General features: G+C 31.8%; 28 protein-coding genes and 1 pseudogene. 16 read left to right on the forward strand and 13 right to left on the reverse strand.

The window, feature by feature from the left end:
- Window positions 1-259: 259 nt before the first annotated feature.
- Window positions 260-1390, forward strand: coding sequence for a 2-amino-4-hydroxy-6-hydroxymethyldihydropteridine diphosphokinase (gene folK / locus OU788_RS00005; protein ID WP_274633252.1), 1131 nt, complete (start codon window positions 260-262; stop codon window positions 1388-1390).
- A gap of 26 nt (window positions 1391-1416) precedes the next feature.
- Here the strand turns inward: folK and gldC are convergent, their stop codons facing one another.
- Both gldC and gldB read right to left on the reverse strand, forming a co-directional pair.
- Window positions 1417-1755, reverse strand: a complete 339-nt coding sequence (gene gldC / locus OU788_RS00010) for a gliding motility protein GldC (protein ID WP_274633253.1) — start codon at window positions 1753-1755, stop codon at window positions 1417-1419.
- Window positions 1755-2717: a gliding motility lipoprotein GldB gene (gldB, locus tag OU788_RS00015; protein WP_274633254.1), complete on the reverse strand. Its 963-nt coding sequence runs from the start codon at window positions 2715-2717 to the stop codon at window positions 1755-1757. Before gldB ends, gldC begins: the two co-directional genes overlap by 1 nt.
- A 92-nt stretch (window positions 2718-2809) precedes the next feature.
- On the opposite strand from gldB, the gene nadE reads away from it, so the two are divergent.
- Window positions 2810-3598 carry an NAD(+) synthase gene (gene nadE / locus OU788_RS00020; protein ID WP_274633255.1) on the forward strand — a complete coding sequence of 263 codons (789 nt, stop codon included), beginning with the start codon at window positions 2810-2812 and terminating at the stop codon, window positions 3596-3598.
- Window positions 3599-3811: 213 nt separating this feature from the next.
- On the opposite strand, the gene OU788_RS12955 is transcribed toward nadE, so the two are convergent.
- Together OU788_RS12955 and dnaG are read right to left on the reverse strand one after the other, a co-directional pair.
- A complete protein-coding gene (locus OU788_RS12955) occupies window positions 3812-4447 on the reverse strand; it encodes a hypothetical protein (protein ID WP_446751467.1) in 636 nt (211 codons plus the stop codon).
- Window positions 4440-5762: a DNA primase gene (dnaG, locus tag OU788_RS00025; protein WP_446751468.1), complete on the reverse strand. Its 1323-nt coding sequence runs from the start codon at window positions 5760-5762 to the stop codon at window positions 4440-4442. The genes OU788_RS12955 and dnaG overlap by 8 nt, the downstream gene beginning before the upstream one ends.
- A 108-nt stretch (window positions 5763-5870) precedes the next feature.
- On the opposite strand from dnaG, the gene OU788_RS00030 reads away from it, so the two are divergent.
- Complete coding sequence (locus OU788_RS00030; RefSeq protein WP_274633256.1) at window positions 5871-6767, forward strand: leucine-rich repeat domain-containing protein; 897 nt, start codon at window positions 5871-5873, stop codon at window positions 6765-6767.
- Between the two features lie 70 nt (window positions 6768-6837).
- On the opposite strand, the gene clpX is transcribed toward OU788_RS00030, so the two are convergent.
- The 4 genes and pseudogenes from clpX to OU788_RS00050 all read right to left on the reverse strand — a co-directional run bounded on the left by clpX (window position 6838) and on the right by OU788_RS00050 (window position 10756).
- Complete coding sequence (gene clpX, locus OU788_RS00035; protein WP_274633257.1) at window positions 6838-8076, reverse strand: ATP-dependent Clp protease ATP-binding subunit ClpX; 1239 nt, start codon at window positions 8074-8076, stop codon at window positions 6838-6840.
- Between the two features lie 88 nt (window positions 8077-8164).
- Window positions 8165-8828: pseudogene (gene clpP / locus OU788_RS00040) on the reverse strand (ATP-dependent Clp endopeptidase proteolytic subunit ClpP).
- Window positions 8829-8954: 126 nt separating this feature from the next.
- On the reverse strand, window positions 8955-10277 hold the full coding sequence (tig, locus tag OU788_RS00045; protein WP_274633258.1) for a trigger factor: 1323 nt from the start codon (window positions 10275-10277) through the stop codon (window positions 8955-8957).
- A 131-nt stretch (window positions 10278-10408) separates the two neighbouring features.
- On the reverse strand, window positions 10409-10756 hold the full coding sequence (locus OU788_RS00050) for a phage holin family protein (protein ID WP_274633259.1): 348 nt from the start codon (window positions 10754-10756) through the stop codon (window positions 10409-10411).
- A 175-nt stretch (window positions 10757-10931) separates the two neighbouring features.
- Between OU788_RS00050 and OU788_RS00055 the strand changes: the two genes are divergently transcribed.
- From OU788_RS00055 to OU788_RS00070, 4 genes are all read left to right on the forward strand, one after another.
- Entirely contained in the window at window positions 10932-11498 is a 567-nt protein-coding gene (locus OU788_RS00055; protein WP_274633260.1) for a Crp/Fnr family transcriptional regulator, read from the forward strand.
- Window positions 11499-11560: 62 nt separating this feature from the next.
- Window positions 11561-12139, forward strand: a complete 579-nt coding sequence (locus tag OU788_RS00060; protein WP_274633261.1) for an NAD(P)H-dependent oxidoreductase — start codon at window positions 11561-11563, stop codon at window positions 12137-12139.
- A gap of 118 nt (window positions 12140-12257) precedes the next feature.
- Entirely contained in the window at window positions 12258-12752 is a 495-nt protein-coding gene (locus tag OU788_RS00065) for a DUF2867 domain-containing protein (protein ID WP_274633262.1), read from the forward strand.
- A gap of 53 nt (window positions 12753-12805) precedes the next feature.
- Window positions 12806-13222, forward strand: coding sequence for a TlpA family protein disulfide reductase (locus tag OU788_RS00070; protein ID WP_274633378.1), 417 nt, complete (start codon window positions 12806-12808; stop codon window positions 13220-13222).
- Here OU788_RS00070 and OU788_RS00075 read toward each other — a convergent pair whose 3' ends face one another.
- Window positions 13223-13993 carry an alpha/beta fold hydrolase gene (locus tag OU788_RS00075; RefSeq protein ID WP_274633263.1) on the reverse strand — a complete coding sequence of 257 codons (771 nt, stop codon included), beginning with the start codon at window positions 13991-13993 and terminating at the stop codon, window positions 13223-13225.
- 2 nt (window positions 13994-13995) lie between these two features.
- Window positions 13996-14709: a pyridoxine 5'-phosphate synthase gene (locus tag OU788_RS00080; RefSeq protein WP_274633264.1), complete on the reverse strand. Its 714-nt coding sequence runs from the start codon at window positions 14707-14709 to the stop codon at window positions 13996-13998.
- A gap of 59 nt (window positions 14710-14768) precedes the next feature.
- On the opposite strand from OU788_RS00080, the gene OU788_RS00085 reads away from it, so the two are divergent.
- The 8 genes from OU788_RS00085 to murI all read left to right on the forward strand — a co-directional run bounded on the left by OU788_RS00085 (window position 14769) and on the right by murI (window position 22697).
- A complete protein-coding gene (locus OU788_RS00085; protein ID WP_120186284.1) occupies window positions 14769-15428 on the forward strand; it encodes a CBS domain-containing protein in 660 nt (219 codons plus the stop codon).
- A 23-nt stretch (window positions 15429-15451) separates the two neighbouring features.
- A complete protein-coding gene (locus tag OU788_RS00090) occupies window positions 15452-16348 on the forward strand; it encodes an NAD kinase (RefSeq protein WP_274633265.1) in 897 nt (298 codons plus the stop codon).
- A 104-nt stretch (window positions 16349-16452) separates the two neighbouring features.
- Window positions 16453-17133 (forward strand): type IX secretion system protein PorG, encoded by a 681-nt coding sequence (gene porG / locus OU788_RS00095; RefSeq protein ID WP_274633266.1) that lies wholly within the window; start codon window positions 16453-16455, stop codon window positions 17131-17133.
- Between the two features lie 2 nt (window positions 17134-17135).
- A complete protein-coding gene (locus OU788_RS00100; protein WP_274633267.1) occupies window positions 17136-17888 on the forward strand; it encodes an isoprenyl transferase in 753 nt (250 codons plus the stop codon).
- Window positions 17881-20424, forward strand: a complete 2544-nt coding sequence (gene bamA, locus OU788_RS00105; RefSeq protein ID WP_274633268.1) for an outer membrane protein assembly factor BamA — start codon at window positions 17881-17883, stop codon at window positions 20422-20424. The genes OU788_RS00100 and bamA overlap by 8 nt, the downstream gene beginning before the upstream one ends.
- Window positions 20425-20485: 61 nt before the next feature.
- Window positions 20486-21292: an OmpH family outer membrane protein gene (locus tag OU788_RS00110; RefSeq protein WP_274633269.1), complete on the forward strand. Its 807-nt coding sequence runs from the start codon at window positions 20486-20488 to the stop codon at window positions 21290-21292.
- 37 nt (window positions 21293-21329) lie between these two features.
- On the forward strand, window positions 21330-21839 hold the full coding sequence (locus OU788_RS00115; protein ID WP_274633270.1) for an OmpH family outer membrane protein: 510 nt from the start codon (window positions 21330-21332) through the stop codon (window positions 21837-21839).
- A 66-nt stretch (window positions 21840-21905) separates the two neighbouring features.
- Entirely contained in the window at window positions 21906-22697 is a 792-nt protein-coding gene (gene murI, locus OU788_RS00120; protein ID WP_274633271.1) for a glutamate racemase, read from the forward strand.
- Here the strand turns inward: murI and OU788_RS00125 are convergent.
- From OU788_RS00125 to OU788_RS12890, 3 genes are all read right to left on the reverse strand, one after another.
- Window positions 22694-23680, reverse strand: a complete 987-nt coding sequence (locus OU788_RS00125) for a PorP/SprF family type IX secretion system membrane protein (protein WP_274633272.1) — start codon at window positions 23678-23680, stop codon at window positions 22694-22696. The two genes, murI and OU788_RS00125, sit on opposite strands and share 4 nt — an antisense overlap.
- A gap of 99 nt (window positions 23681-23779) precedes the next feature.
- On the reverse strand, window positions 23780-24010 hold the full coding sequence (locus OU788_RS12885) for a helix-turn-helix domain-containing protein (protein WP_342454892.1): 231 nt from the start codon (window positions 24008-24010) through the stop codon (window positions 23780-23782).
- A gap of 50 nt (window positions 24011-24060) precedes the next feature.
- Window positions 24061-24534, reverse strand: a complete 474-nt coding sequence (locus OU788_RS12890) for a cupin domain-containing protein (protein WP_342454893.1) — start codon at window positions 24532-24534, stop codon at window positions 24061-24063.
- 155 nt (window positions 24535-24689) lie between these two features.
- Here OU788_RS12890 and OU788_RS00135 point away from each other — a divergent pair, with 155 nt between their 5' ends.
- Entirely contained in the window at window positions 24690-25613 is a 924-nt protein-coding gene (locus tag OU788_RS00135) for a dihydrodipicolinate synthase family protein (RefSeq protein WP_274633273.1), read from the forward strand.
- Window positions 25614-25634 lie beyond the last annotated feature (21 nt).

Raw genomic sequence — 25634 nt, forward strand, 5'->3', positions numbered from 1 at the left:
CCAACTTGGTTACCTTTTTGTTTTAACACCTTTAAAATTTTATAATAAAAAAAGGCTACCATAACAGCAGCCTTTTAACTTAGAGTTGTTCTAGATCATTCCCCAATAATCATATAAAAATCTTACTCTATAAAGAAATCCACTACTAAAACAGTTCAACACGAAAACACCCTACCTTTTTTTTAAAAAAAATATTTAAATAAAAAGCCAATTTTTTAGCACTTCTTATTTAAGTTTTATTTTTCTTTGCATTCTACTCATGAAAATACAACGAATCACATATATTTCTATAGGAACCAATCAAGGAGACAAGCTTGCAAACATTCAACAAGCAATTAATTTAATTGCTGATAAAGTGGGAGCAGTTTTAAAAGTAGCTTCAGTATACGAAACAGCTTCTTGGGGTTTTAACAGTAATAATTTTTACAATACTTGTATAAAAGTTTCAACGTATTTACCCCCTGAGCAATTAATTTTAAGACTCCTTTCTATTGAAAAAGAATTAGGAAGAACACGAAAAGATACTAACGAATATTCAGATAGATTAATTGATTTAGATATTCTATTATTTGATGATGAAATCATCTTTTCAAAAACTTTAATTGTTCCACACCCTAGAATGTTAGAGCGTAAATTTGCTTTAGTTCCTTTGGTTGAAATTGCTCGTAATGTTATTCATCCAATAGAAAAAAAACATTTATATATCTGTTTAGAAAATTGTTCTGACACTTCGGAAATCACAAAGTTAGATGTGAAACTTGAACGACCAATTCCTATTACTGAAAAGTATAATTACATTGCTATTGAGGGAAATATTGGTGCAGGAAAAACATCTTTAGCAAATATGATGTCTGACGAATTTAACGCTAAAATCGTACTAGAACGTTTTGCTGATAATCCATTTTTGCCAAAGTTTTACAACGATAATGAGCGTTATGCCTTTCCTTTAGAAATGAGTTTCTTAGCAGATCGCTATCAACAATTATCAGATGATTTAGCGCAATTTGATTTGTTTAAAAACTTTATTGTTTCTGATTATTATATTTTTAAATCGCTCATTTTTGCACAGGTTACTTTGCATAGTGATGAATATAAGTTGTATAGAAAAATGTTTGATTTAATGTACAAAGAAATTACCAAACCTGATTTATACGTTTATTTATATCAAAACACAGAGCGTTTATTAGAAAACATAAAGAAACGTGGTCGTGATTACGAACAAAATATAGAAGCAAGTTACCTACAAAAAATCCACGATGGTTATAGTAATTTTATCAAAACACAACCTGATTTAAATATTTTAATTATTGATGTTTCTGAGCTGGATTTTGTAAACAATCTTGATGATTATGAAACCATTATCAATAAAATAAAAAATTACAACGCATAAAAAAAGCAGCTTTAAAAGCTGCTTTTTTATTTCTGAATTAACACTAGCTTTTCAGCAAAGTAATCACAAAAATCACGCATGGTAGCGCTCATTTTTTCGTCATTTGTAGCTCTTTCAAACGAATTTGCCATAGACACTAAGGTTTGGTGAAAAAACTGCTTCATTTCATCTACAGGCATGTCTTTGGTCCATAAATCCATACGCAATGTATCTTTTTGTTTATGATCCCAAACAGACAGCATAATTGCTTTTGATGCCTCATCTTTTATTCCTCCGTCCTGTGCATTCCAAGTAATTTCTTCTGGAATTCTGTTTTCGTCTAATCCTACTTTAAATGTAATCTTTGATGTATGTTTAACCGCCATTATCTTTTTGGTTTGTATCCTGATTTTTTGAAGATTTCCTCTTCACTTGTTTGTAATAATTGATGCAAAGATACATCATTCTTTTGCATATACGAACGTACTATTTGCCAACCAATCCACTCACCTATTCTTCCTGGTGATTGGTTGTCTTCTTCCATATAAAACTTAGAAAAAGGTGCCAAGTCTAAAAAACGTTTATCTACATCCTTACTGGTACTATACAACAAATCTTTCTCTATAAAATACATCCAAATTTGCTCTTCATTACTTTTAGCCCAATCTAATTTAGTTTGTGAATACCCTATTTTAATCGCATCTGGAATATTAGGTAAATAAGCATCTAACAAATACATTTTCTTTCCGCGATTAATCATTTTATCAATAAAACTTCTCGCTGTACTTGGTAGCATTTGCTTACCAACAATAGCTTTTGCTACGTCTACCACAATATGTTCTTTGGTATTGTTCTGTTTTACATATTCAGGATAATCGTTGTAAAACTCATGTTTTCCTCCTAAGTAAGCATCTAAAGAAATTAACAGTAAACTATCAGTATAAACAATTCGATTGTTGTAATCAATATTTGTTAACATGGTAATTACTTTCGGACTCACAAACTTCGGATTGTAATATTTTACATGTTTGAATAGCGATGTTAACTCCTCTTTTTCTTTATTGATTTCAGAAAAAACTTTTTGGGTTTCAGCAAATAACTCTTGTTCATCTTTGTCATTTATTTTATTCACCCAAACGCTATCGGGTTGGGAAGGAAAGAACATCGGATATTTTTCTTTTGTTATAGAAAGCTCGTTAGGTTTTGTGCTGTAAAAATCAACATCAAAACGTTCTATTTCTACATTAGCCTCAATATTTGATACATCTATATTTAACTTATTACTTCCTCCCTTTTTACACGAAAAGCTAACCAAAATAAAGGTAAGCAGCGCTAAAATTTTTCTCATGAACTTTAGTATATTTACATTCTAAATTACAACGTCGAAATTACTAAAATAGTTTTTATCCCTTAGTGATTAAGTCTTAAAATATCTCACAAATGAACACTCCTAAAGTTGCAGAACATATCGTAAATTGGTTAAAAGAATATGCTACAAATGCCAAAGTAAATGGCTTTGTTGTAGGGATATCTGGCGGAATTGACAGTGCTGTTACCTCAACTTTATGTGCTAAGACTGGTTTACCTACCTTGTGTGTAGAACTACCAATTCATCAGGCAGAAAGTCAAGTAAACAGAGGAAATGAACATATTAAACAATTACGTGAGCGTTACAGTAATGTGAGTGAAGTGGAAGTGAACTTAACCTCTACTTTTGAAGATTTTAAGACTGTAGTTCCTCAGATTGAAGCTTCTCCAAAAGTTGATTTAGCTTTAGCGAATACTCGTGCTCGTTTACGAATGACTACATTATATTATTTTGCTGGATTGCATGGTTTATTAGTAGCAGGAACAGGAAATAAAGTAGAAGATTTTGGCGTAGGATTCTTCACTAAATATGGTGACGGTGGTGTTGATTTAAGTCCGATTGCTGATTTAGTAAAATCAGAAGTGTATGAATTAGCTAAATACTTAAAAGTGCCTACTTCTATTCAAAAAGCACAACCTACAGACGGTTTATTTGGTGACAGTAGAACCGATGAAGACCAAATTGGAGCTTCATATGACGAACTAGAATGGGCTATGCAAATGCAAAATACAGGAAAAACCGCTGATGATTTTTCTGGTAGAGAGTTAGAGGTATATAAAATATACAGGCGCCTTAACCGAATTAATCAGCATAAAATGGTTCCTATTCCTATTTGTGAAATCCCTAAAGAATTAAAGTAAGTTAACAGACTTCATTTGACGCTTAATCTTTTGATAAGCACTCTTTTTTTGCCCGTTAGATATATTTAAAGGGAGTATAATAAGCAATCTAAATAACTCTAGTATTTGCAGCAACTTTCTCATTTTTATTTTATTTCTTGTTCTTTTCGTGAGTAAAATTACAAAAAAAATGTTAAAAAACTTAAAATCTAGATATTTATCAATTTCTTAATATTAAATAACGCGATTTAATTTTTCAAAAAGGCGTTTTTTCAATCCTGTATAATTTGCGATTTCTTCCAGATCAGGAGTTACGCTTTGCTCTTGGCTTTCATGCATTATCTCCTTTATTTTTTCTTCAATTAAAACCCTACGCAAGTTTAAAACTGCATCTGTAACCAATTTGGGCAGGATTTTTATTGTTTCTGTTACAAAAACCTCTTTACGCTCCCAATCACTTAAATTATACTTTTCTTCATCCATCAAAATATTGGTTACCAAACTTGATATTTGAGGGTTTTCGTGCATTATCAAATAATCGACACTTATTTTTTCATCTTGATTTAATTGATGAATCAATTCAAAATAAGTTAATCTGAAAATTTCATTGGTAAACTCTATTTCGTCTTCTTGTAAATTCAAATACAACTCGTTAGAAACAGTGTTTTGATACTCTTCTTTCTCTAAAAATGGTCGTCCTCTTTCATCTACTGCATCTACCCAATTGACAAAATCAACGATTTCATTACCATATAATAACAAAATTCTTATGATTTCTTTTTCTAGAATATTTAGCTGATCAATACTTTGCTGTAGCTTACCTTTTCCTCCTTTAACAAGTCCCATTACTGGCTGCTCTTGTTCATACATATGCTCTAGAGGCGGCTGGAGCCAATTCACTAAATAAAACCTGCTCAGAAATATCCATAATACGGGCACATTCTTGTACATAAACCTCTCGTTGAATTCCATCAGGAATTTTGGAAATGCTTGTTACAATATCACGAATTAAACCTGCTTTTTTCACAGGATCATTCGCTGCCTCTTTCATTAATAAAGAAACTTTGAACTCTATAAAATCTTGAGATTTTTCAGCTAAATACTGTTTTAAATCGGCATTAGAATGTGCTTTTGCAAAGCTATCTGGATCTTCGCCTTCCGGAAAAGTAACCACTTTCACATTCATTCCTTGTTCAAGAATTAAATCAATTCCACGAAGTGATGCTCTAATTCCTGCCGCATCTCCATCAAAAAGTACCGTAATATTTTTAGTTAATCGGTTTACCAATCGAATTTGATCGGGAGTTAATGCTGTACCCGATGAAGCTACCACATTTTCTATTCCTGATTGATGAAATGAAATTACATCGGTATATCCTTCTACTAAAAAGCAATTGTCTTCTTTAGCAATTTCTTTCTTGGCCTGATATAATCCGTATAAAATTTTACTCTTATGATAAATTTCACTCTCTGGTGAATTCAGGTATTTTGCCGCTTTTTTATCATTCGTAAGAATACGTCCTCCAAAACCTAAAATTCGTCCTGACATACTATGAATAGGAAACATTACACGTCCTTTAAAACGGTCGAATTTTCTATCCTCTGCTCCACCTTCTTTAACAATAGTTAATCCAGTAGATTTTAAATATTTTAAATCGTAGCCTTTATCTAGAGCTGCTTTTGTAAAGTTATCCCATTCATCTTTACAATATCCTAAATCAAACTTTTCAATAGTGTCTTCTCTAAATCCTCTTTCTTTAAAATATGACAAACCGATGGCTCTACCGTTTTGTGTGTTCATTAACACATCATGAAAATAATCTTTGGCAAATTTTGATACCAAAAACATACTTTCACGTTCATTCATCTGCTGTTTTTGTTCGTCAGACTGTTCGGTTTCTTCTATTTCAATATTGTACTTTTCAGCCAACCAACGTATAGCTTCAGGATACGTATAATGTTCGTGCTCCATTAAAAAAGAAATCGCATTTCCTCCTTTACCTGTACTAAAATCTTTCCAGATTTGTTTTACAGGCGACACCATAAAAGATGGGGTACGCTCATCAGTAAACGGGCTTAAGCCCTTAAAGCTACTTCCTGACTTTTTTAACTGCACAAACTCTCCTATCACCTCTTCTACTCGGGCGGTTTCAAAAACTTTATCAATGGTTTGTTGGGTAATCATACACTGTAAAATAGAGCAAACAAATATATAGATAAGACAACTCTTCTTAAATTAAATTTGCTAAAAACATATAAATATATAATTTTGACAAAAAATTCCCCCTTATTAATGAAAACAATTATCCCCTTTAGTTTAGCATTACTTTTATCTTACAATACATTTTCTCAAGAAACTATTCGAATTCCTGATATCGGTTTAGAAGAATGTTTGGTTGATTTAAAAATTGACTCTAACGGTTTAAACGGAAGTATTACCATTAGTGATGCCGAATATGTTACTAACTTAAACATTGACAATCCTGTTACAAATAAGGATTTACCTAATGTATATTCTAAAATTAAAAACTTAACCGGTTTAGAGAGCTTTCCTAACTTAAAACGTTTGGATTGTTACGATAACGAGATTACTAAAATAGACTTATCTCAAAGTTCTTCTATAAGTTTTTTAAACTGTACTCAAAATAAAATTGAGCGTTTAGATGTTAGTAAGAACCCTAACTTAACTTACATAAGTTGTGACAGTAACAACATGAACTCTTTAATTCTTGGCGAAAATTCTAATCTTGAAAGCTTATACGCTAGTTATAACAAATTAACTACGTTAGACGTATCTAACTGTCCTAACCTTATAAACATGGATGTTAGTGGTAACAATATTAAAACCATTGTTGTTAGTGAGGCTCAATTAGCTAACATTCCTGCAGGTTGGTATAAAGACGAAAAAACTACCTATGCTACTAGCAACGGTGAAGTAGCAAATACTATGGTTATAGAACAGAAAAAAAACACTGAAAAAGTTGAAGAAAAGCCTAAAGCTATTGAAAAACCTGTAAAAAAATACGCAGAAAGCTTTATACAATTGGTTGTTTCTGAATACGAAAAGAATGTATTAAACGAAGCGCATCTAAAAAAGGTTAAAGAAGATTTGATGTACAAATACGATATTAAAGGTGAAGAAATTACCGAATGGATACAACAACATAGTAAACTTCACAAAACAGAATAGTAGCATTTATTAAAAAGCATAAAAAAGCCATCAATAATTTGATGGCTTTCTTATTTATACATTTTTCAACTTATGAAGCTGCTTTTAATTTTTTCAATGCTGATTTGGTTAACTTCGCTTCTGCATATTCTTTAGTTACACTAAATTCTTTTTCGTCAGAACTTGGCATATCGAACATCGCATCCGTTAAAATTGCTTCGCATAAAGAACGTAAACCACGAGCACCTAACTTATACTCTACAGCCTTATCAACAATAAACTGTAATGCTTCTTCCGTCATTGTAAACTCAACCTCATCCATAGCAAACAATTTAGTGTATTGCTTTACTATTGAATTTTTAGGTTCTGTTAAAATAGCTCGTAATGTTTCTGCATCTAACGGATTCATATAACTCAACACCGGTAAACGACCAATGATTTCTGGTATTAAACCAAAAGATTTTAAATCTAATGGAGTAATGTATTGTAACAAGTTGTCTTGATCTATTTTATCCTCTTCAACCGAAGCGCTATATCCTACAGCTTGCATGTTTAAACGCTTGCTAATAATTCTATCAATTCCAGAAAAAGCTCCTCCAGCGATGAATAAAATATCTTTGGTATTTACTTCGATAAACTTTTGTTCTGGATGCTTTCTTCCTCCCTTAGGAGCTACGTTTACCACTGCTCCTTCCAATAGTTTTAACAACGCTTGTTGCACTCCTTCACCAGAAACATCACGTGTAATAGACGGATTATCACCTTTACGAGCAATCTTATCTATTTCATCAATAAATACAATACCTCTTTCTGCTTTTTCAACGTCATAATCAGCTGCTTGTAACAAACGACTAAGGATACTCTCAACATCTTCTCCTACATAACCTGCTTGGGTTAAAACAGTAGCATCTACAATAGAAAACGGTACATTTAACATTTTTGCAATAGTACGCGCTACTAATGTTTTACCAGTACCTGTTTCACCAACTAAAACAATGTTAGACTTTTCAATTTCTACTTCGTCTTCATCTCCTCTAGTTTGCAATAATCTTTTGTAGTGATTGTACACCGCTACAGACATTGCTTTTTTGGTTTCATCTTGACCAATGATATATTCATCTAAAAAAGCTTTGATTTCTTTCGGCTTTTTTAAAGTTAAGTCTTTTGATAAATCACTTGTTTTAAGTTCCGCTATTTCCTCCTCTACAATTCCATGAGCCTGCTCTATACATTTATCACATATATGAGCATCTAAACCTGCAATTAATAAATCGGTTTCAGGTTTTTTACGACCACAAAAGGAACATTGTAAATTTTCTTCTTTCGACATTATCTTATGCTTTAGGCATTAGGCTTTAAGGCTTTATGCAAATACTATTTTTAGCGTGTCGCATATTGCTTAGTGCTTAATGCAAAAATTATTTTCTAGTTAAAATTTCGTCAACCATTCCGTAAGCTTTCGCTTCATCGGCTTTCATCCAATAATCTCTATCAGAATCTTTGTTTACTTTTTCTATAGTTTGACCTGAGTGTTTTGCGATAATTTCATACAACTCATCTTTTAATTTTAAAATTTCACGAGCTGTAATTTCGATATCAGATGCTTGTCCTTGTGCTCCACCTAATGGTTGGTGAATCATGATACGAGAGTGTGGTAACGCAGAACGTTTGTTTTCCTTTTTCTCCTGCACACATTAATACTGCCCCCATAGAAGCTGCCATACCAGTACAAATAGTTGCTACATCTGGCTTAATAAATTGCATGGTATCGTAAATACCTAAACCAGCATATACTCCACCTCCTGGTGAGTTGATATAAATTGAAATATCTTTATTAGCATCTACACTTTCTAAGAATAATAATTGTGCTTGAATTATGTTAGCTACTTGATCGTTAATGCCTGTACCTAAAAAGATAATTCTATCCATCATTAAACGAGAAAAAACATCCATTTGAGTAATATTCATTTGGCGTTCTTCCATAATGTATGGAGTTAAGCTACTTGTTATTTTTCCGTAGTAGTTGCTATTTATTCCGTGGTGCTTAGTTGCGTATTTTTCGAACTCTTTTCCGTAATCCATTTAAAATGTTTTTAGGTTATAATGATGTAAATATAAGAACTATTTCGTTAGTATTTTGTTACAGTTAACGGCTAAAAAAACCTGAATGTAGATTCAGGTTTTTCTTATTACATCAGTTATAAACTGTTATTTGTATACTTCTTTAATGAAATCTTCAAAAGAAACTTCTTTAGTATCAAAACTCATGTTTTCTTTATAGAAAGCTAATAATTTCTGAGAAATTAATTGCTCTTGTAAACGACGAGCTTCATCTTGATTCTGTAAGATTCTTCCTGCGATATCTTCTAACTCTTTTTCTTCTGGATTCATGTTACCAAACTGAGCCATTTGAGCTCTAATAAACCCTTTAGCATAGTCTACTAACTCAGCATAGTCTAATTTGATATCGTTATCTTTCATAATCTTTCCTTCGATTAATTGGTAACGTAATCCTTTTTCAGACTTGTTGTACTCTTCAACAGCTTCTTCAGCAGTTAATTCTTTTTCTCCAGCAGTTTGTAACCACTTTTGTAAGAATTCAACTGGTAAATCAAATTTAGTATTCTCCACTAAGTTCTCAGTAATTGCGTTTAACAATTGTTGATCTGCTTGTTGTTGAAATTGCTTTTCTGCGTCTTCTTTAATTTTATCTTTTAAATCAGTTACAGTTTTTACGCTTCCGTCAGCAAATAACTTATCAAATAACTCTTGATCTAATTCTGCTGGTTCTATCTCAGTAATTTCTTCAATAGTAAAAGTTACAGGAATGTCTAAATCGTGAACCTCATCGTGAGATACACCTAAAGCTCCTTGTAACTTGTGCTCGTCTTCGAATAAGTTTTTAGTTTTTAACTCTAAAACATCTCCTACTTTAGCACCTACAAACTTCTTTAAGTTTGTTTTTCCTTTAATATCTTTTACAGAAATTGTAGATTTTTTGTTGATTTCTTTCTCTTCGTTTACGAAAGTACCAGTTACATTAGTTTCTTCTGTAGCTTCGTCTTTAGCAGACATTTTTCCGTAACGAGATTGGATGTTTTCAACTTCTTTCTCGATTAACTCGTCTGTAGCGACGATGTTATATTGAGTTACTTTGTTTTTTGGTTGTAAGTTTACGTCGAACTCAGGAGCTAATCCTAATTCAAACTCAAAAGAGAATTTATCAGCATCCCAATTGAAATCTTCTTGAACTCTTGGTAATGGGTTACCTAAGATATCTAACTTCTCTTCAACTAAGAATTTATTTAACGACTCTTGTAAAAGCTTGTTTACCTCATCAATCATTACTGATTTTCCGTATTGCTTTTTTACCATTCCCATTGGCACGTGACCTTTTCTAAACCCAGGAATGTTCGCTGTTTTACGGTAATCGTTTAATACTTTTGTTACTTTATCTTGATAATCTTCTGCAACAATATCAACTTTTACAACTGCATTTAATGCATCTACGTTTTCTTTTGTTATATTCATCTTAAAAATCTGTTTCTTAAAAAATCGAGTGCAAAATTACTACTTTATTTATTGATAACCAATACTTTTAAACATAAAAATATCTACTTTTTTATCACCCTTATTTTCTAGTTTTTACTGTGTTAGATTACTTATTCGTCTCCTTCTTTTAATAGCGAAAATAGTATCGATCTAAAAATTGACAACAACACACTGAACAAGAGCGCTGTGAAAAATCCGCTAACAGCAAATCCTGACACTAGTTTATCTGCCAATAATATAATTACCGCGTTAATTACAAACAGGAACAACCCCAGCGTAACAATGGTTGCTGGTAGTGTAAAAAACACTAGTAATGGACGCACAAACAAGTTTAACAAGGCTATAACTACAGCCACAATTACTGCAGTTGTATAACTAGCCACGGTTACTCCTGGTAAAATATTTGCCAATACAATTACCACTAATGCTGTTAATAATACTTTTAAAAACGTTTTCATTTTTCTTTTTTATTTAATTGGTTATGAATTATAAATTTACTCTTTTTCACTGAAACTATTAACTCATAACACTCCATTATACTTTACCACAACCATACCAAAAACAAAAAAAAACTTTGTTTTAGTTTTTGGAATTTTAATTTAACTTCGCTTTATTCTTAACCAAGACAATAAAATGCTCAAAAAACACCTAACTTCATATAATATTCTTACTGAAGAAGAAATAGACAATTTTATAAGTTTAGTCAGTTATAAAAAACTTAAGAAGGGAGATTTTTTTATTCAAGAAGGCAATACTTGCAAAGAAGTAGCTTTTATTGCTTCGGGTATTTTCAGATCTTTTTATCATTCCTCAGACGAAAAAGAAGCTACGTATTGTTTGCTATCAGAAAACTCTTTTGTTACTGCGTATTCATCGTTTATTTCTCAAACAAAAACCAACGAAAATATTCAAGCATTAACCGATGCTGAGCTATACAGTATTACCAAAGAACAATTTGTAGCATTAGAAAATTCAAGCACGAATTGGTTACGTCTTTTTAAAATATTTGCTGAACAAGAATATATAAATCTTGAAAACAGAATTTTTGTTTTGCAAAATGAAAGGGCTGAAAACCGTTACAAAAAACTGTTAAAAACGCATCCAAACTACTTAAAAACTATCCCGTTACAGTACCTAGCTTCATATTTAGGCATAACACAACGACATTTAAGCAGAATTAGAAAATCAGTTTTTTATTAGACAATTGTCCTTTTTAAGCTTGTAAAACCAACCGTACTTTGCTTCATAATCTTAACTATAGTATGAAGCATATTTTATTAATAAACGGACACCCAGATAAAGAAAGTTTTAACCATGCACTAGCAGCTTCCTACAAAAGAGGAGCTTTAGAAACCGAAGCTGTTATTGAAGAAATAACTATCACTGACTTAAACTTCAATCCGAATCTTAAATTTGGTTACCGAAAAAGAACGGAACTTGAACCTGATTTACAAGAAGCTTTAACTAAAATTAAAAAATCAGATCATATTGTTTGGGTCTTTCCTGTTTGGTGGGCTGGTTACCCTGCAATAATGAAAGGTTTTATTGATAGAACCTTTTTACCCGGAATTACATTCCAACCTATTGAAGGAAAACCTTTTCCTGAAAAGCTTTTAAAAGGTAAAACTGCTCGACTTATCATAACTTCTGACACTCCAAGTTGGTATGATTATCTGTTTATGAAAAGACCTGCCATTAGACAATTTAAAAAAGGAACACTAGAGTTCTGTGGCATTAAACCTGTTAAAACTACTTTCTTATCAACAATTAAAAATTCAAGCCCTGAACAACGAAATAAGTGGCTAGAGAAAGTACATCTCTTAGGTAAAAACCAACAATAACTTAACTTTTTTTTGGTTAAAAAAATACTAGTTTATGTTAAAATTTAAATAGCTATATGCTAAAATCCTACAATTACTATTTATATATTTACATACATATCTTTATAAGATTAGTAATATGAAAAAAGTTAAAGAAAATAAAACTCTTTTGAATAAAGACATTAAAAAACTACTTCCTACAATAAATTTTTATGATACATTCTCTACCACCAATCATACAAACACAATAGAAGAAATTGTAAATTTAATCTTTAATAAACCTCCAGTTTGGGTAGACTTTTTATTTAAATTACGTAATAAAATTGCTGCTTTTTTTAATTTAAAAAACAACTACCCTGGTGATTATAACGAGCGGTTTGATGTTGGCGGATATGTAAGTTTCTTTAAAATTTTTTCTATATCTAGCAATGAAGTTGTATTAGGTGCTAATGACACTCATTTAAATTTTAGAGCAATCGTACACAACAATCACGATCCTTTTTATAACATCAAAGTTATTACGTTGGTTGAATACAATAATAAAAAAGGTGAAGCATACATGAAGCTTATAAAACCTTTTCATAGGTTAGTTGTTAAGAGAATGGTTAAAAATGCTTACAATTTAAATAATTAACTTTTTGTACTTTTGAACTATAAAAAAATAACTCTATTAAACCTGTAACCTCAATAAAAGTAACCGATTTTAATCAAAACGAAGTTAACTTACTTGAAAAGTATGCTAACAAAATTCTATTATTGTTGTTTTACAACAATGCTTGTTTAGGATGTACGGGTAGAGCCATACCACTTGCTTATCAGTTTAAGCAAGACTACAAAGATATTGAAGTTATAGGCATCCATAGTAATTTTACAAGCAACGATGTTTCTAGAGAAGATATTCTAAGCATTTTCACCATCAACGAACTTCCATTCCCAATTTACATTGATAAAAATCACAAAATGTACGATTTCTTTAACTCGGAAGGAACGCCACAATGGATATTACTAACCGCAAAAGGTGAAGTATATCGATCTATTTTTGGATCGCAAGACAATGCCCAAAACAGGTTGTACTACGCTTTAGAAAACCTAACTGAACAGTAATTATTTAGCCAGAAACTGAATAGCTTCTTTATAAAAATCTGCTGGATTTTCTGCATGTAGCCAGTGCCCAGCATTGGCTATTGTTTTAATTTCTGAATTTGGAAAATGTGCCTGAATTAATGGCTCATCTTCTTTTGAAATATACCCTGAATTTGCTCCTCTTAAAAATAGTGTTTCTCCTTCAAAAACAGTAAAAGAAGGTAACGCTACTCCTACTTCACTATTATTTTCAGTTAATGATTTTAAATTAAAACGAAATGCTAATTCGTCTTTTGTTTTTCGGTATACATTTTTTGCTAAAAATTGACGGATTCCTTTTTCTGGAATTAACTCAGCTAGTTTTTCATCCACTAACTTACGCGAGGTTTGTACCGAAAAATCTACGGAGTTTAATGCAGCTAAAATATCGTGGTGATGTGGCGGATACATTCTTGGAGAAATATCGGCAACAATTAATTTATTTACCAACTCAGGATATTCTGTAGCAAATAACATTACTGTTTTTCCTCCCATAGAATGCCCTAACAAATCTACTTTTTCTAAAGTGTGATGCTGAATGTAATTGTACAAATCACCTACCATTAACTCATAATCAAAAGCTTCGGTTTGAAAGCTTCGTCCGTGATTTCGTTGATCTATCAAATGTACTTCATAACCGTCTTCGGCAAACTTATTAGCATGCGATTTCCAGTTATCTCCCATACCAAAGTATCCGTGTAAAATCAGCAACGGTTTTCCTTTTCCTATTATTTTAGAATATAATACCTCCATAGTTATTGCAAACGATGTAAATACATGTTTACAACGTTTTGTAAACCTAAATACAAACTTTCAGAAATTAAAGCATGTCCGATTGATACTTCTGCTAAATGAGGAATATTTTGCTTAAAGAACTGGATATTATCTAAACTTAAATCATGGCCTGCGTTTACACCTAAACCTAATTCATGTGCTAAAATTGCTGCTTCTGTATATGGTTTCACTCCGTTGGTGTTCCCTTTTTCATATTGAACAGCAAACTCTTCTGTATATAACTCAATTCTGTCGGTTCCTGTTTTCGCTGCAGCTTCAATCAATTTTAAATCTGTATCAATAAAAATAGACGTACGGATTCCAGCATTTTTAAACTCAGCAATTACTTCTTGTAAATAAGATTGATGTGCTATCGTGTCCCATCCTGCATTTGATGTAAGTTGATCTACACTGTCAGGAACTAAAGTTACTTGCGTTGGTTTTATTTCTAACACCATTTGTGTAAACTTATCAATAGGATTTCCTTCGATATTATATTCCGTAGTAACCAACGGTTTTAAATCATAGGCATCTTGATAACGAATATGACGCTCATCAGGTCTTGGATGTATGGTAATTCCTTCAGCTCCGAACTCCTGAATATCGGTTGCTACTTTCAATAAATCTGGCACATTTCCTCCTCTAGAATTACGAAGTGTAGCTATTTTATTAATATTAACACTTAATTTTGTCATGTTGTAAAATTAGACCACAAAGGTAACGCATTCCAACATTTTAAACTATATTCGTAGTAATGAAAATCAATGATTTTATACTAAAAGAAATTAAAGCACTCACATTAAACAGCTCTGTAAAAAGTGCTCAACAAGTGTGTAAAGACTTACCTATAACGCATATTCCAGTAGTTGAAGATGGTAAGTTAATTGGCTGCTTGCCTGAAAGCGACATTCAAACTATTGAAAATAAAAACCGTACGCTAAATGAGTACACTTACATGTTTGATCACTTTTACACAAATGAAAAAGCGACTTTACTTGATTTAATCGCATTGTTTGCGGATAACGATTCTAATTTAATCCCTGTTTTAGATAAAAACTTGAACTATGTTGGTTATTATGAACTAAGCGATATTTTAGATGCTTTTGCCAACAGCCCTTTCATACATAACGAAAGTCAAACTCTAATAATAGACAAACCTAAGAGCGACTACTCTATGAGTCAAATAACTCAAATTGTAGAAACTAACAACGGAAAACTTTTAGGAGCTTATATTTCTTCTGAAAATATAGACAACATAGAAGTCACCCTTAGAATTGTTTCTGAAGAAATAAATGAAATTATTCAAACATTTCGCCGATACGACTATAACGTTATCACACAACACGAAGACGACTTTTATCTAGAAGAGCTTAAAGATAGAGCTGCCTATTTAAGGAAATACCTAGATATGTAATTTCTAAATAAATATTTTTACAAGTGAAAAAAGTAGCTATTTACGGACAAGCTTATACTACACTAGCAGAAAAAGAAGTTAAAATTCTTTTAGATGTTTTAGAAAAACACAACATCGTTGCTTTTTTTGAACAACAGTTTTACGATTTATTTATTGAAAACGACTCACTAAACAAAAAGTACCCTACCTACTCGCATTTTAATGATTTATCAAACACGTTTGATGTGATGTTCACTATTGGAGGAGATGGTACTATTTTGAGAGCCGTTACCTACATACGTGATTTGAATATCCCTATCATGGGAATTAACACTGGGCGCCTGGGTTTCCTTGCAACCATTCAAAAAGATCAAATTGAAGAAGCTATTGATTTAGTACTTAAAAAAGAATACACACTTCAAGAACGTTCATTATTACAAATAGAAACATTTCCTAGTACAGAAGATTTTTGTGAGCTAAACTTTGCATTAAACGAAGTAACGATAGCAAGAAGAAACACTACTTCGATGATAGGAATTAAAACATTCTTAAATCAAGAATATTTAACCAATTATTGGGCAGATGGTTTAATTATAGCAACCCCAACTGGTTCAACAGGATATTCATTAAGTTGCGATGGCCCCGTAATTTTACCAAACTCAAAAAGTTTTGTTATTACTCCTATAGCACCACATAACTTGAATGCTCGACCGATGGTTATACCGGATGACACAGAAATACATCTTGAAGTTAGCGCTCGTGAAAAAGATTTTTTAATCTCTTTAGACTCACGAATTGCAACGGTTTCACAAGAAACTAAAATAAAAATTAAAAAAGCCCCCTTCACTATAAAAAGTATTTTACCTAAAAATCAATCCCATTTAAAAACCTTACGAGGTAAACTTTTATGGGGAGAAGACACAAGAAATGAAGGCTTATAACTTATACAATTACAATAAATTCACAAAAAAAAAGTTAATCAAAAAGACGGATTATTAACTTTTTAAAGCAAATTCAATTCCCTATATTTGCACGCTATTTTACAATGAGAGGACTTATTTTATCAATATTATTTGTTTGTTTAGTTGCACCTTTACAATCACAAATTCATGAAATCGGTATTTTTGCCGGTGGTTCTAATTATGTGGGAGATATAGGAAGCACAAACTACATACACCCGAATAAATTCGCTGGTGGTCTTATTTATAAGTACAATTTAAACCCTCGAATTGCACTAAGGGGTACCTACACTTACATTCCAATTTCTGGAGATGATGCCGATGCTAGCAATCCTTATCGTCAAAACAGAGGCTTCAGCTTTTCTAATAACGTACATGAATTTGCTGCTGGTGTAGAATTTAACTTTTTTGACTACAATATTAGTGATTACAGAACCACTTTTACCCCTTATATTTTGGCTGAAATTGCTGCTTTTAACTATAAAAGTCCAGGTTCTCAAACCTCAAACAACACTATTTCCTTAAAAAATAAATTCTCGTATACTTTACCCGTAGGCATTGGCTTAAAAGGAAGATTAGCAGATAACTTTGCTATCGCTTTTGAAGCGGGTGTACGATTTACATTTGAAGATGATTTAGATTACACAACAGATAAAATAAACTCATTAGATTTTGGAGGTAATGGAAATGACTGGTATACTTTTTCAGGAATTTCTATTGTTTACACCTTCGGAAGACCACCTTGTTTCGGTGGAATAGCGGAATAACTATGAAAGAAAAATTACAGCGCATTGATTTACAAAACATACCAAACCACATTGCTATTATTATGGATGGTAATGGTAGATGGGCGAAAAGTAAAGGAATGCAACGTGTTTTTGGTCATCGAAACGCATTAACAGCCATTAGAGAAACTGCAGATACAGCTTCAGAACTAGGAGTGAAATACTTAACTCTTTACGCATTTTCTACTGAAAATTGGAATCGTCCAAAATTAGAAGTCGATGCTTTAATGAGCTTGTTAGTTACTACCTTAAAAAAAGAACTTCCTGAATTTCAACGTAAAAACGTGAAAATAAATGCTATTGGTAATTTAACTAGCTTACCTAAAAATGCTCAAAAAGTATTAGCTAATGTTATCGATGCTACAAAAAACAACACTAAAATTACGTTAACCTTTGCTTTAAGCTACGGATCGAGGGAAGAAATTGTTAACGCAATCAAAAACATAACCAAAAAAGTTGTTAATAACGAAATAGAAATTGAAAAAATTAACGATAAAATTATAAATAATCATTTATATACGTTTAATTTGCCCGATGTTGATTTAATGATACGTACAAGTGGGGAACAAAGAATCAGTAATTATTTACTTTGGCAAATAGCATATGCCGAATTACATTTTACTGATGTGCTATGGCCTGATTATAGAAAAGAGCACCTTTACGACGCTATACTTGATTATCAAAACAGAGAAAGAAGATTTGGAAAAACCAGTGAACAGATTGAAACCAATGAATAAATATTCGTATTTACTAGTATTTTTTATCACCTTTTTAACGGTGAGTACACAAGCACAAGACCTAACACCTAAAGATAGCACCGCTACAAATATTATATCCTACGAAAAAGGAAAAGAGTATATTTTAGGAGGCATAACTGTAACTGGTTTACAAAAATTTAGCGAACAAACCGTAAGAATTTATACTGGTTTAACTGAAGGACAACCTGTTAAACTACCTGGAGATAAACTTACTAGTGCCATTAAAAAGCTATACGAAAGCAAGCAATTTAGTGAAGTAGATGTATACTTATCTAAACGTGATGGAGAAACTGTTTACCTTCAATTCGATGTAACTGAACTACCTCAATTAACCGATGTTACCATTACTGGTGTAAAAAAAGCACAAGTTAAAGAGATAAAAAAAGAAACAGAATTAAAAAAAGGTACAATGGTTACCGACAACCTTATTGTAACCACTCGTAATTACATTCAAAAAAAATATACCGATAAAGGTTTCTTAAAAACAAAAGTATCTTTAGACACGAAAAAAGACACTACCGATGTTAACACCGTTAGTATGGCTATTTTTATTGATAGAGGTAATCGTGTAAAAATCAAAGAAATCAATTTTAATGGTAACCAAGCTTTATCTAATGCTACTTTAAGAGGCGCTATGAAAAACACCAAACGTAAAATTTTTGGTCGTTTTTGGAAAGCTTCTAAATATATACTAGATGACTATAAAGCAGATTTAGAGAGTATTCTTGAAAAATATAGCGAAAACGGATATCGTGACGCTCGTATTTTATCTGATAAAGTTGTGTGGAATGATGACAACACAATTAATCTTGAAATCGACTTAGAAGAAGGACGTCAATACCGCTTTAATGAAATTCTTTTCATAGGAAATAAAGCATACACCGACGAGCAATTAAGTAGTTTATTACGAATTGACAAAGGCGACATTTACAACGGAAAAGTATTAAAAGAACGTATCTCTGGTGATGGAACTCCTAATTCTCAAGATATTCAAACCTTATACCACAACAACGGATATTTATTCTCTCAAATAAATGCCATTGAAACTAAAGTTGAAAACGACTCAATTACAGTTGAAGTTCGTATTAGAGAAGACGACCAAGCTACCATTAAAAGAGTAAGCGTTGCTGGTAACGAAAAAACAAACGACCATGTAATCTTTAGAGAATTACGTGTAAAACCAGGCGATTTGTTTAGTCGTGAAAACATTATTCGTTCTATCCGTGAAATAGGACAATTAGGATTTTTTGACACCAATGTAACTCCTGATGTAAAACCTGATTATCAAAATAAAACAGCTGATATCGAATTCTCTGTAGTTGAAAAAGGAGGAAGTCAAATTGAACTTCAAGGTGGTTATGGTGGAGGATCTTTCATTGGTACTTTAGGACTTTCTTTTAACAATTTCTCTATGAGAAATATTTTCAACAAAGAAGCTTACAAACCATTACCTATGGGAGACGGTCAAAGTTTATCACTACGTTTACAAGCTAGTAGAACTTATAACACGTATAGTTTTTCTTTTACAGAGCCTTGGTTAGGAGGTAAAACACCTCAATCGTTATCATTCTCTGTATACTTATCCAACCAATATCGTTTCGATTACACTACGTATGATGTAAATAAAGATGAAAGTTTAAGTATTATTGGAGCTTCTATTGGTTTAGGAAAACGTTTAAAGTGGCCTGATGACTATTTTACCCTTTCTCAAAACATTAGTTACCAAAGAATAGAGCTTAATAACTACGGTTATCGTGTAGGTTCTTCTAATGATATTCTTAGTGAAGGAGACTTAAACAACTTAGCTTATAGCGTTGCATTAAGCCGTAACTCTGCAGGTCCTAGTTTAATTTTCCCTACCTATGGTTCAGAGTTCACTTTACGTGCTAAAGCTACTTTCCCTTACTCTTTAGTTAACGGAAAAGATTATTCAGAACCTGAAAACCCTACACTTGAACAAAGACAAGCGTACCTAGCTGATAAATACAAGTGGTTAGAGTACTATAAAATTTCCGCTAAAGGAAAATGGTACACTGCATTAGCAAATAAATTAGTTTTAATGTCTAATTTTGAAATGGGGTACCTTGGAAAATACAATAGTGAAGTTGGTTTAACTCCTGTTGAAAGATATTTTGTCGGTGGAGATGGTATTGCGCAAGGTCAATTAGACGGTCGTGAAACTATCGGATTAAGAGGATACGAAAACAATCGTATTTCTTCTTTAGATGGTGGATCTATTTATAACAAATTTCAATTAGAGTTACGTTATTCTATTACAGATAAACCTTCAGCATCTATTTATACTTTAGGATTTTTAGAAGCAGGTAACTCTTATGACAATTTTAGCACTTTTAATCCGTTTAAGTTAAAACGTTCAGCAGGAGTTGGTGTACGTATATTTATGCCTGCATTTGGTTTATTAGGTATCGATTTCGCACATGGGTTCGATCCGTTACCAGGTTTAAGCGAAAAATCAGGTTGGCAAACGCATTTTATAATTGGAAGACAGTTCTAAAACCATACATTTGTAATGTGTCTAGGTTTTGGCACGGTTTTTTCTAAACACATTATACAAGATGAAAAAAAGCATTTTATCAATCGTTCTTTTACTTATTACAAGTATAACTGTTGCCCAGAAAAATCAACGCATTGCATATATTGATATGGAATATATTCTTCAAAATATTCCAGAATATATAGATGCTCAAAATGCACTAGATGCTAAAGTTGAAAAATGGAAAACAACATTAGATAAAGAAGCCCGTGCCATTGAGGTTTTAAAAACTGATCTCTCTAACGAAAAAGCAATTCTAACCAAAGAATTGATAGATGAGCGTGAAGAAGATATAACCATTAAACAAGAATCTTTACGAAGGTTAGAATCTTTATACTTTGGCCCGAATGGAGATATGTACAATTTAAGAAAGCAATTAATTAAACCCGTACAAGACCAAGTATACAATGCAGTACAAACAATAGCTTCTCGAAAACAATATGATTTCGTTTTCGATAAATCAAGTGAATTGGTTATGCTGTATTCAAACAAAAAACACGATATTAGCGACCTTGTTGTGCAAATGATTAGTATTGATCAGAAAAGACAAGCTAAGGAAGATAAAATAGAAGCTAGAAAAGCATTACTTAAAAATGATAATTTGAGTGATGAACAAAAAGAAAAAATAAAGCTTCGAGAAGATTTACAAAAAAAGAGAGAAGAAGACAGGCTTGCTAAAATTAAACAAATTGAAGAAAAAAGGCAAGAACGCTTAAAAGAAAGAGCAGACAAAAGAAAATTATTACAAGAAAAAAGAGCTGCATTATTAAAAGCTCAAGAAGAAGCTAAAAAGAAAAAAGAACAAGAAAATCAAGAAGAGAACAAATAAATCAAGAATAAAGAACATTAATTAAATTAAAACAAAGATGAAACATTTAAAAACGTTATTATTAGTTGCAATTTTTACTGTTGGATTAGGTGGTGTGGCAAATGCGCAAAAAACTGCACATATTAACACAGATAAATTATTAGCTGAAATGCCTGCAACAAAAGCTATGAAAGCAGAGTTAGAAAAGCTAAACAAAACATACCGTGACGACATTGAAACTATGTACAAAAAACTAGAGGCTAAGATTAAAAAATACGAAGCTGAAGGTAAGAGTCAAACTCAAGAAGAAAACCAAAAAAGAGCTATTGAAGTTCAACAAGACAGACAAAAGATAGCGCAAGCTGAGCAAGCGGCAGGTCAAGAAATGCAAAAGAAGTACCAAGAAAAAACGATTCCTATCTTACAAAAAGCTGAAGATGCTATTAAAGCTGTAGCTGCTGAAAAAGGAATTATCTATGTTTTTGATGCTGCTCCAGGTAAAGGTTTAATCGTTTACGAAAAAGGAGAAGATATTTACGACGCTGTAAAATCTAAATTAGGTTTCTAAGAAACAACAAATATTTTATAAAAAAATCCTGCTGAAAACAGCATAGATTTTTATTTTTGTTATACTATGAATAGAACACAAAAACCTATTGGTATTTTTGACTCTGGTATAGGAGGAACTTCTATTTGGAAAGAGATTCATCAACTCTTACCGAATGAAAACACTATATACCTATCTGATAGTAAGAATGCTCCTTACGGTCAAAAGTCAACGCAAGAAATTGTTGACCTGTCTGTTAAAAACACAGAGTTTTTAATAAAAAAAGGAGCCAAAATTATTGTGGTTGCTTGTAACACCGCTACTACCAATGCTATTCAATATTTAAGAGCAAATTATGATATTCCTTTTATTGGGATAGAACCAGCCATTAAACCAGCTTCTTTAAAAACAAAAACAGGCACTATTGGAATATTAGCTACCAAAGGAACACTAAACAGTGCTTTATTTGAAAAAACAACCTCAAAATTAAGTGATCAAATTACCATAATAGAACAAGTTGGTGAAGGTTTAGTTGAGTTGATTGAAAATGGAAAAATGGAATCTGAAGAAATGACTTCTTTGCTAGAAAAGTACATCAATCCAATGCTAGAAAAAAAATGTGACTACATCGTTTTAGGATGCACTCATTACCCTTATTTGCTTCCTCAAATACGAAAAATAACTGGTGAAAATATCCAAATTATAGATTCTGGTGAAGCTGTGGCAAAACAGGTTAAAAATGTGCTCTCTCAACAAAACCTTGTTAATAATAGCACTAACCAGTCATCAAATATCTTCTACATTAATAAAGACAAATCTGTTTTAGAAAACATACTTAGAGATTATAAAAACAGTAATATTGACTATTTAGATTTTTAATACGTAAAACTTCCGTTGATATTCGGACACGCTGCTGCTCTTCTTTTTGTACAGAAAAGATTTAGTCCTAAAGACAATTGGTGAAATCCTCCATTCGAAAACACTATATCTCCTGTTTGTTGCGTGTATGTATAAGCAAACATCCAGTTTTTATAATTCACCCCTGCAATAGGAGTTATGTATTGAGAATTTCCAAAAATGCTACTATCAAAGCTTCTTCTATACGATAACGCTGCCCACAATTGCATGTTTTCAAGAGTTTTATATACCTTGAAGTTTATATCTCCTATTTTCTCTTGAGTTTGTTCTTTATATTGAAACATGAAAGATGGTTCAAATTGTAGCTTTTCTCTATCTCCAAAGAAATAGCCTCCTCCTAAAATATAATTTCTAAGATTTGGTGATTCAAAATTGGAATCCAAGTTATTTTTTGCTGATAAAAAGATATTTTTTATGGTAAAATAAGATGACAATCCATTCTTATGATATGCCATACCAAAATCTGCATTAAAATAGAAATCACTTTCAATTACCTGATTAACCGCAGGATCATTTATAAAAGTTCGTTGATCTCTTTCATTTTGAACTACAGAAAACGATAATCCAAATGACAACTGGTTAAACAAATTTTCATTCCCCATATCTATATGATAAGCATAGGTACCTTGAATTCCTTTTTGTGAATGATATCCATTTTTATCGTTAAAAAGAATAACACCTAAACCAGTATTGGAATATTCTCCTAATTTGGTATGAAAACTTGCTGTTTGTAACGAAGGAGCATCATCTACTCCTAACCATTGTTGACGAGCGGTTAAACGTATTTTACCACAATCGCCTATTCCAGCTGCAGCAGGATGCAATAAATACACATTATCTGATAAATAATCGGCGTAAATAGGTAATGTTTCCTGTGCAGTAACTACAGAAGACATTAATGAAACTAACAATGTTAAATAAGCAATTCTTTTTCTAAGAAACATAACTTGATGATAAAAACATCAAATATAGTTAAGAGGCATTAAAATTTATGTTAATTTTTAAAAATATCATTATTTTGAGTTTACAAAAACTCATTTTCATCAGTTATTCTTTCTAAATATTGATGGACTCATACTTTTTACCTCTTTAAATTTTCGATTAAAATTAGACAGATTGTTAAATCCACACTGATACGCTATTTCACTAATCGCCATACTTTTATCAGAACTTAATAGTTTGCAAGCATTTTCAATACGCAATTCATTTAAAAAAGTAAAGTAGGTTTTGTTTGTTCGTTGCTTAAAATATCGACAAAAGGCATTGGGAGTCATGTTGGCTTTTTCAGAGATTTCATATAAATCGATATTTTTATTAAAATGATTTAAGCATCAATAATTATTTTTAAAATTTGAAGTAAACCTTTAAACCGTTCTAGATTGGTGGCCTTTTGTAAACTCAGGAATAAATTAGTCACTTCTTCCTTATATGTTGAAAGTTTAAATCCTATTACCGATTTTTCAAAAAAAGGAATCAACTCTATAAAATCATCTAGCAGAAAAAAATCCTTCCCAAAAGAATCTTTTGTAAAAAACAATGAAATCATAAAAGACTCTTTTATTTTTGAAGCATCGCTTTTAAAAACATGCGGTAAATTACTCCCAAGTACTAAAACATCTCCAGACTCATATTTATTAATCGTATCACCTACAATTAAAGTACCTTCTCCTTTGACAATAACACACAATTGTATTTCTTCATGCTGATGTAATTTATCATAAAAATATTGCTCACAATCTTCCTGATAAATCAATCCTATATTATGAGTTTTGGGTATTTGAAATGGTAAAACTTTCATTAATAATTTTCTTATTTATTTTCAAAAATATGCAAATACTATTAACCAAACACTTAAAATAAACAAAGAAAGCTAATATAATATTACTATAAGATAATTTGACGTTAAAAGAGACTTCCTATTCCTTATAACTTTGTATAAAAAACAATATTACCATGAGTATAAATTGGAAAGGTGTGATGCCTGCAGTAACTACAAAGTTTACAAATGAAGATACTTTAGACTTACACATGTTTGAAGTTAACATTAAATCACAACTAGAAGCTGGTGTACACGGAATTGTCTTAGGAGGTACTTTAGGAGAAGCCAGTACTTTATCTGACGACGAAAAAAGAACATTGACTAAAACTACGGCTCAATTAGTTAACAATCAAGTTCCAGTTTTAATGAATATAGCTGAACAAACTACCAAAGGAGCTATTGAAGCAGCCCAAAAAGCGGAAGAAGATGGAGCCAACGGTTTAATGATGCTCCCTCCTATGCGCTATAAATCTGGTGACAGAGAAACTGTTGAGTACTTTAAAGCTGTGGCTAACAATACATCACTTCCTATTATGGTGTATAACAACCCTGTAGATTATAAGATTGAAGTTACTTTAGACATGTTTGAAGAACTACTAAAATGTGACAACATTGAAGCTGTAAAAGAATCTACCAGAGATACCACAAATATTACTAGAATTAAAAATCGTTTTGGCGATCGTTTAAAAATTATGACAGGAGTTGACACCATTGCTTTAGAAAGTTTACTAATGGGTGCTGACGGTTGGATAGCTGGTTTAGTTTGTGCTTTTCCAAGAGAAACAGTAGCTATTTATGAATTACAAAAAGCAGGTCGCATACAAGAAGCATTAGAAATTTATCGTTGGTTTTTACCATTGTTAGAATTAGATATAAATCCTAAATTAGTACAAAATATTAAGTTAGCAGAAGTAGCTACAGGTATTGGAACTGAAAATGTGCGAGCACCTCGATTACCTTTAATAGGTGAAGAACGTAAACATGTTTTAAACGTGATAGAAACTGGATTAAAAAAAAGACCTACATTACCTAATTATAAAGCATTAGCTACTCACTAAGTAAACCATTTTCTCATTATA

This window comes from Tenacibaculum sp. L6, assembly GCF_028823685.1.
Classification (GTDB): Bacteria; Bacteroidota; Bacteroidia; order Flavobacteriales; family Flavobacteriaceae; genus Polaribacter.

Excerpts from the sequence above, each read along its gene's own strand:
- OU788_RS00075 (WP_274633263.1), bottom strand. The coding sequence starts at position 13,993 with ATGGAGGTATTATATTCTAAAATAATAGGAAAAGGAAAACCGTTGCTG.
- OU788_RS00125 (WP_274633272.1), bottom strand. The coding sequence starts at position 23,680 with ATGTTTCTTAGAAAAAGAATTGCTTATTTAACATTGTTAGTTTCATTA.
- OU788_RS00050 (WP_274633259.1), bottom strand. The coding sequence starts at position 10,756 with ATGAAAACGTTTTTAAAAGTATTATTAACAGCATTAGTGGTAATTGTA.
- gldC (WP_274633253.1), bottom strand. The coding sequence starts at position 1,755 with ATGGCGGTTAAACATACATCAAAGATTACATTTAAAGTAGGATTAGAC.
- tig (WP_274633258.1), bottom strand. The coding sequence starts at position 10,277 with ATGAATATAACAAAAGAAAACGTAGATGCATTAAATGCAGTTGTAAAA.
- murI (WP_274633271.1), top strand. The coding sequence starts at position 21,906 with ATGAATAGAACACAAAAACCTATTGGTATTTTTGACTCTGGTATAGGA.
- folK (WP_274633252.1), top strand. The coding sequence starts at position 260 with ATGAAAATACAACGAATCACATATATTTCTATAGGAACCAATCAAGGA.
- OU788_RS00080 (WP_274633264.1), bottom strand. The coding sequence starts at position 14,709 with ATGACAAAATTAAGTGTTAATATTAATAAAATAGCTACACTTCGTAAT.
- OU788_RS00100 (WP_274633267.1), top strand. The coding sequence starts at position 17,136 with ATGAAAGAAAAATTACAGCGCATTGATTTACAAAACATACCAAACCAC.
- OU788_RS00115 (WP_274633270.1), top strand. The coding sequence starts at position 21,330 with ATGAAACATTTAAAAACGTTATTATTAGTTGCAATTTTTACTGTTGGA.
- OU788_RS12955 (WP_446751467.1), bottom strand. The coding sequence starts at position 4,447 with ATGTATGAACAAGAGCAGCCAGTAATGGGACTTGTTAAAGGAGGAAAA.
- clpX (WP_274633257.1), bottom strand. The coding sequence starts at position 8,076 with ATGTCGAAAGAAGAAAATTTACAATGTTCCTTTTGTGGTCGTAAAAAA.
- OU788_RS00135 (WP_274633273.1), top strand. The coding sequence starts at position 24,690 with ATGAGTATAAATTGGAAAGGTGTGATGCCTGCAGTAACTACAAAGTTT.
- OU788_RS12885 (WP_342454892.1), bottom strand. The coding sequence starts at position 24,010 with ATGACTCCCAATGCCTTTTGTCGATATTTTAAGCAACGAACAAACAAA.
- dnaG (WP_446751468.1), bottom strand. The coding sequence starts at position 5,762 with ATGATTACCCAACAAACCATTGATAAAGTTTTTGAAACCGCCCGAGTA.
- OU788_RS00030 (WP_274633256.1), top strand. The coding sequence starts at position 5,871 with ATGAAAACAATTATCCCCTTTAGTTTAGCATTACTTTTATCTTACAAT.
- OU788_RS00055 (WP_274633260.1), top strand. The coding sequence starts at position 10,932 with ATGCTCAAAAAACACCTAACTTCATATAATATTCTTACTGAAGAAGAA.
- nadE (WP_274633255.1), top strand. The coding sequence starts at position 2,810 with ATGAACACTCCTAAAGTTGCAGAACATATCGTAAATTGGTTAAAAGAA.
- OU788_RS00065 (WP_274633262.1), top strand. The coding sequence starts at position 12,258 with ATGAAAAAAGTTAAAGAAAATAAAACTCTTTTGAATAAAGACATTAAA.
- OU788_RS12890 (WP_342454893.1), bottom strand. The coding sequence starts at position 24,534 with ATGAAAGTTTTACCATTTCAAATACCCAAAACTCATAATATAGGATTG.
- OU788_RS00085 (WP_120186284.1), top strand. The coding sequence starts at position 14,769 with ATGAAAATCAATGATTTTATACTAAAAGAAATTAAAGCACTCACATTA.
- gldB (WP_274633254.1), bottom strand. The coding sequence starts at position 2,717 with ATGAGAAAAATTTTAGCGCTGCTTACCTTTATTTTGGTTAGCTTTTCG.
- porG (WP_274633266.1), top strand. The coding sequence starts at position 16,453 with ATGAGAGGACTTATTTTATCAATATTATTTGTTTGTTTAGTTGCACCT.
- bamA (WP_274633268.1), top strand. The coding sequence starts at position 17,881 with ATGAATAAATATTCGTATTTACTAGTATTTTTTATCACCTTTTTAACG.
- OU788_RS00060 (WP_274633261.1), top strand. The coding sequence starts at position 11,561 with ATGAAGCATATTTTATTAATAAACGGACACCCAGATAAAGAAAGTTTT.
- OU788_RS00110 (WP_274633269.1), top strand. The coding sequence starts at position 20,486 with ATGAAAAAAAGCATTTTATCAATCGTTCTTTTACTTATTACAAGTATA.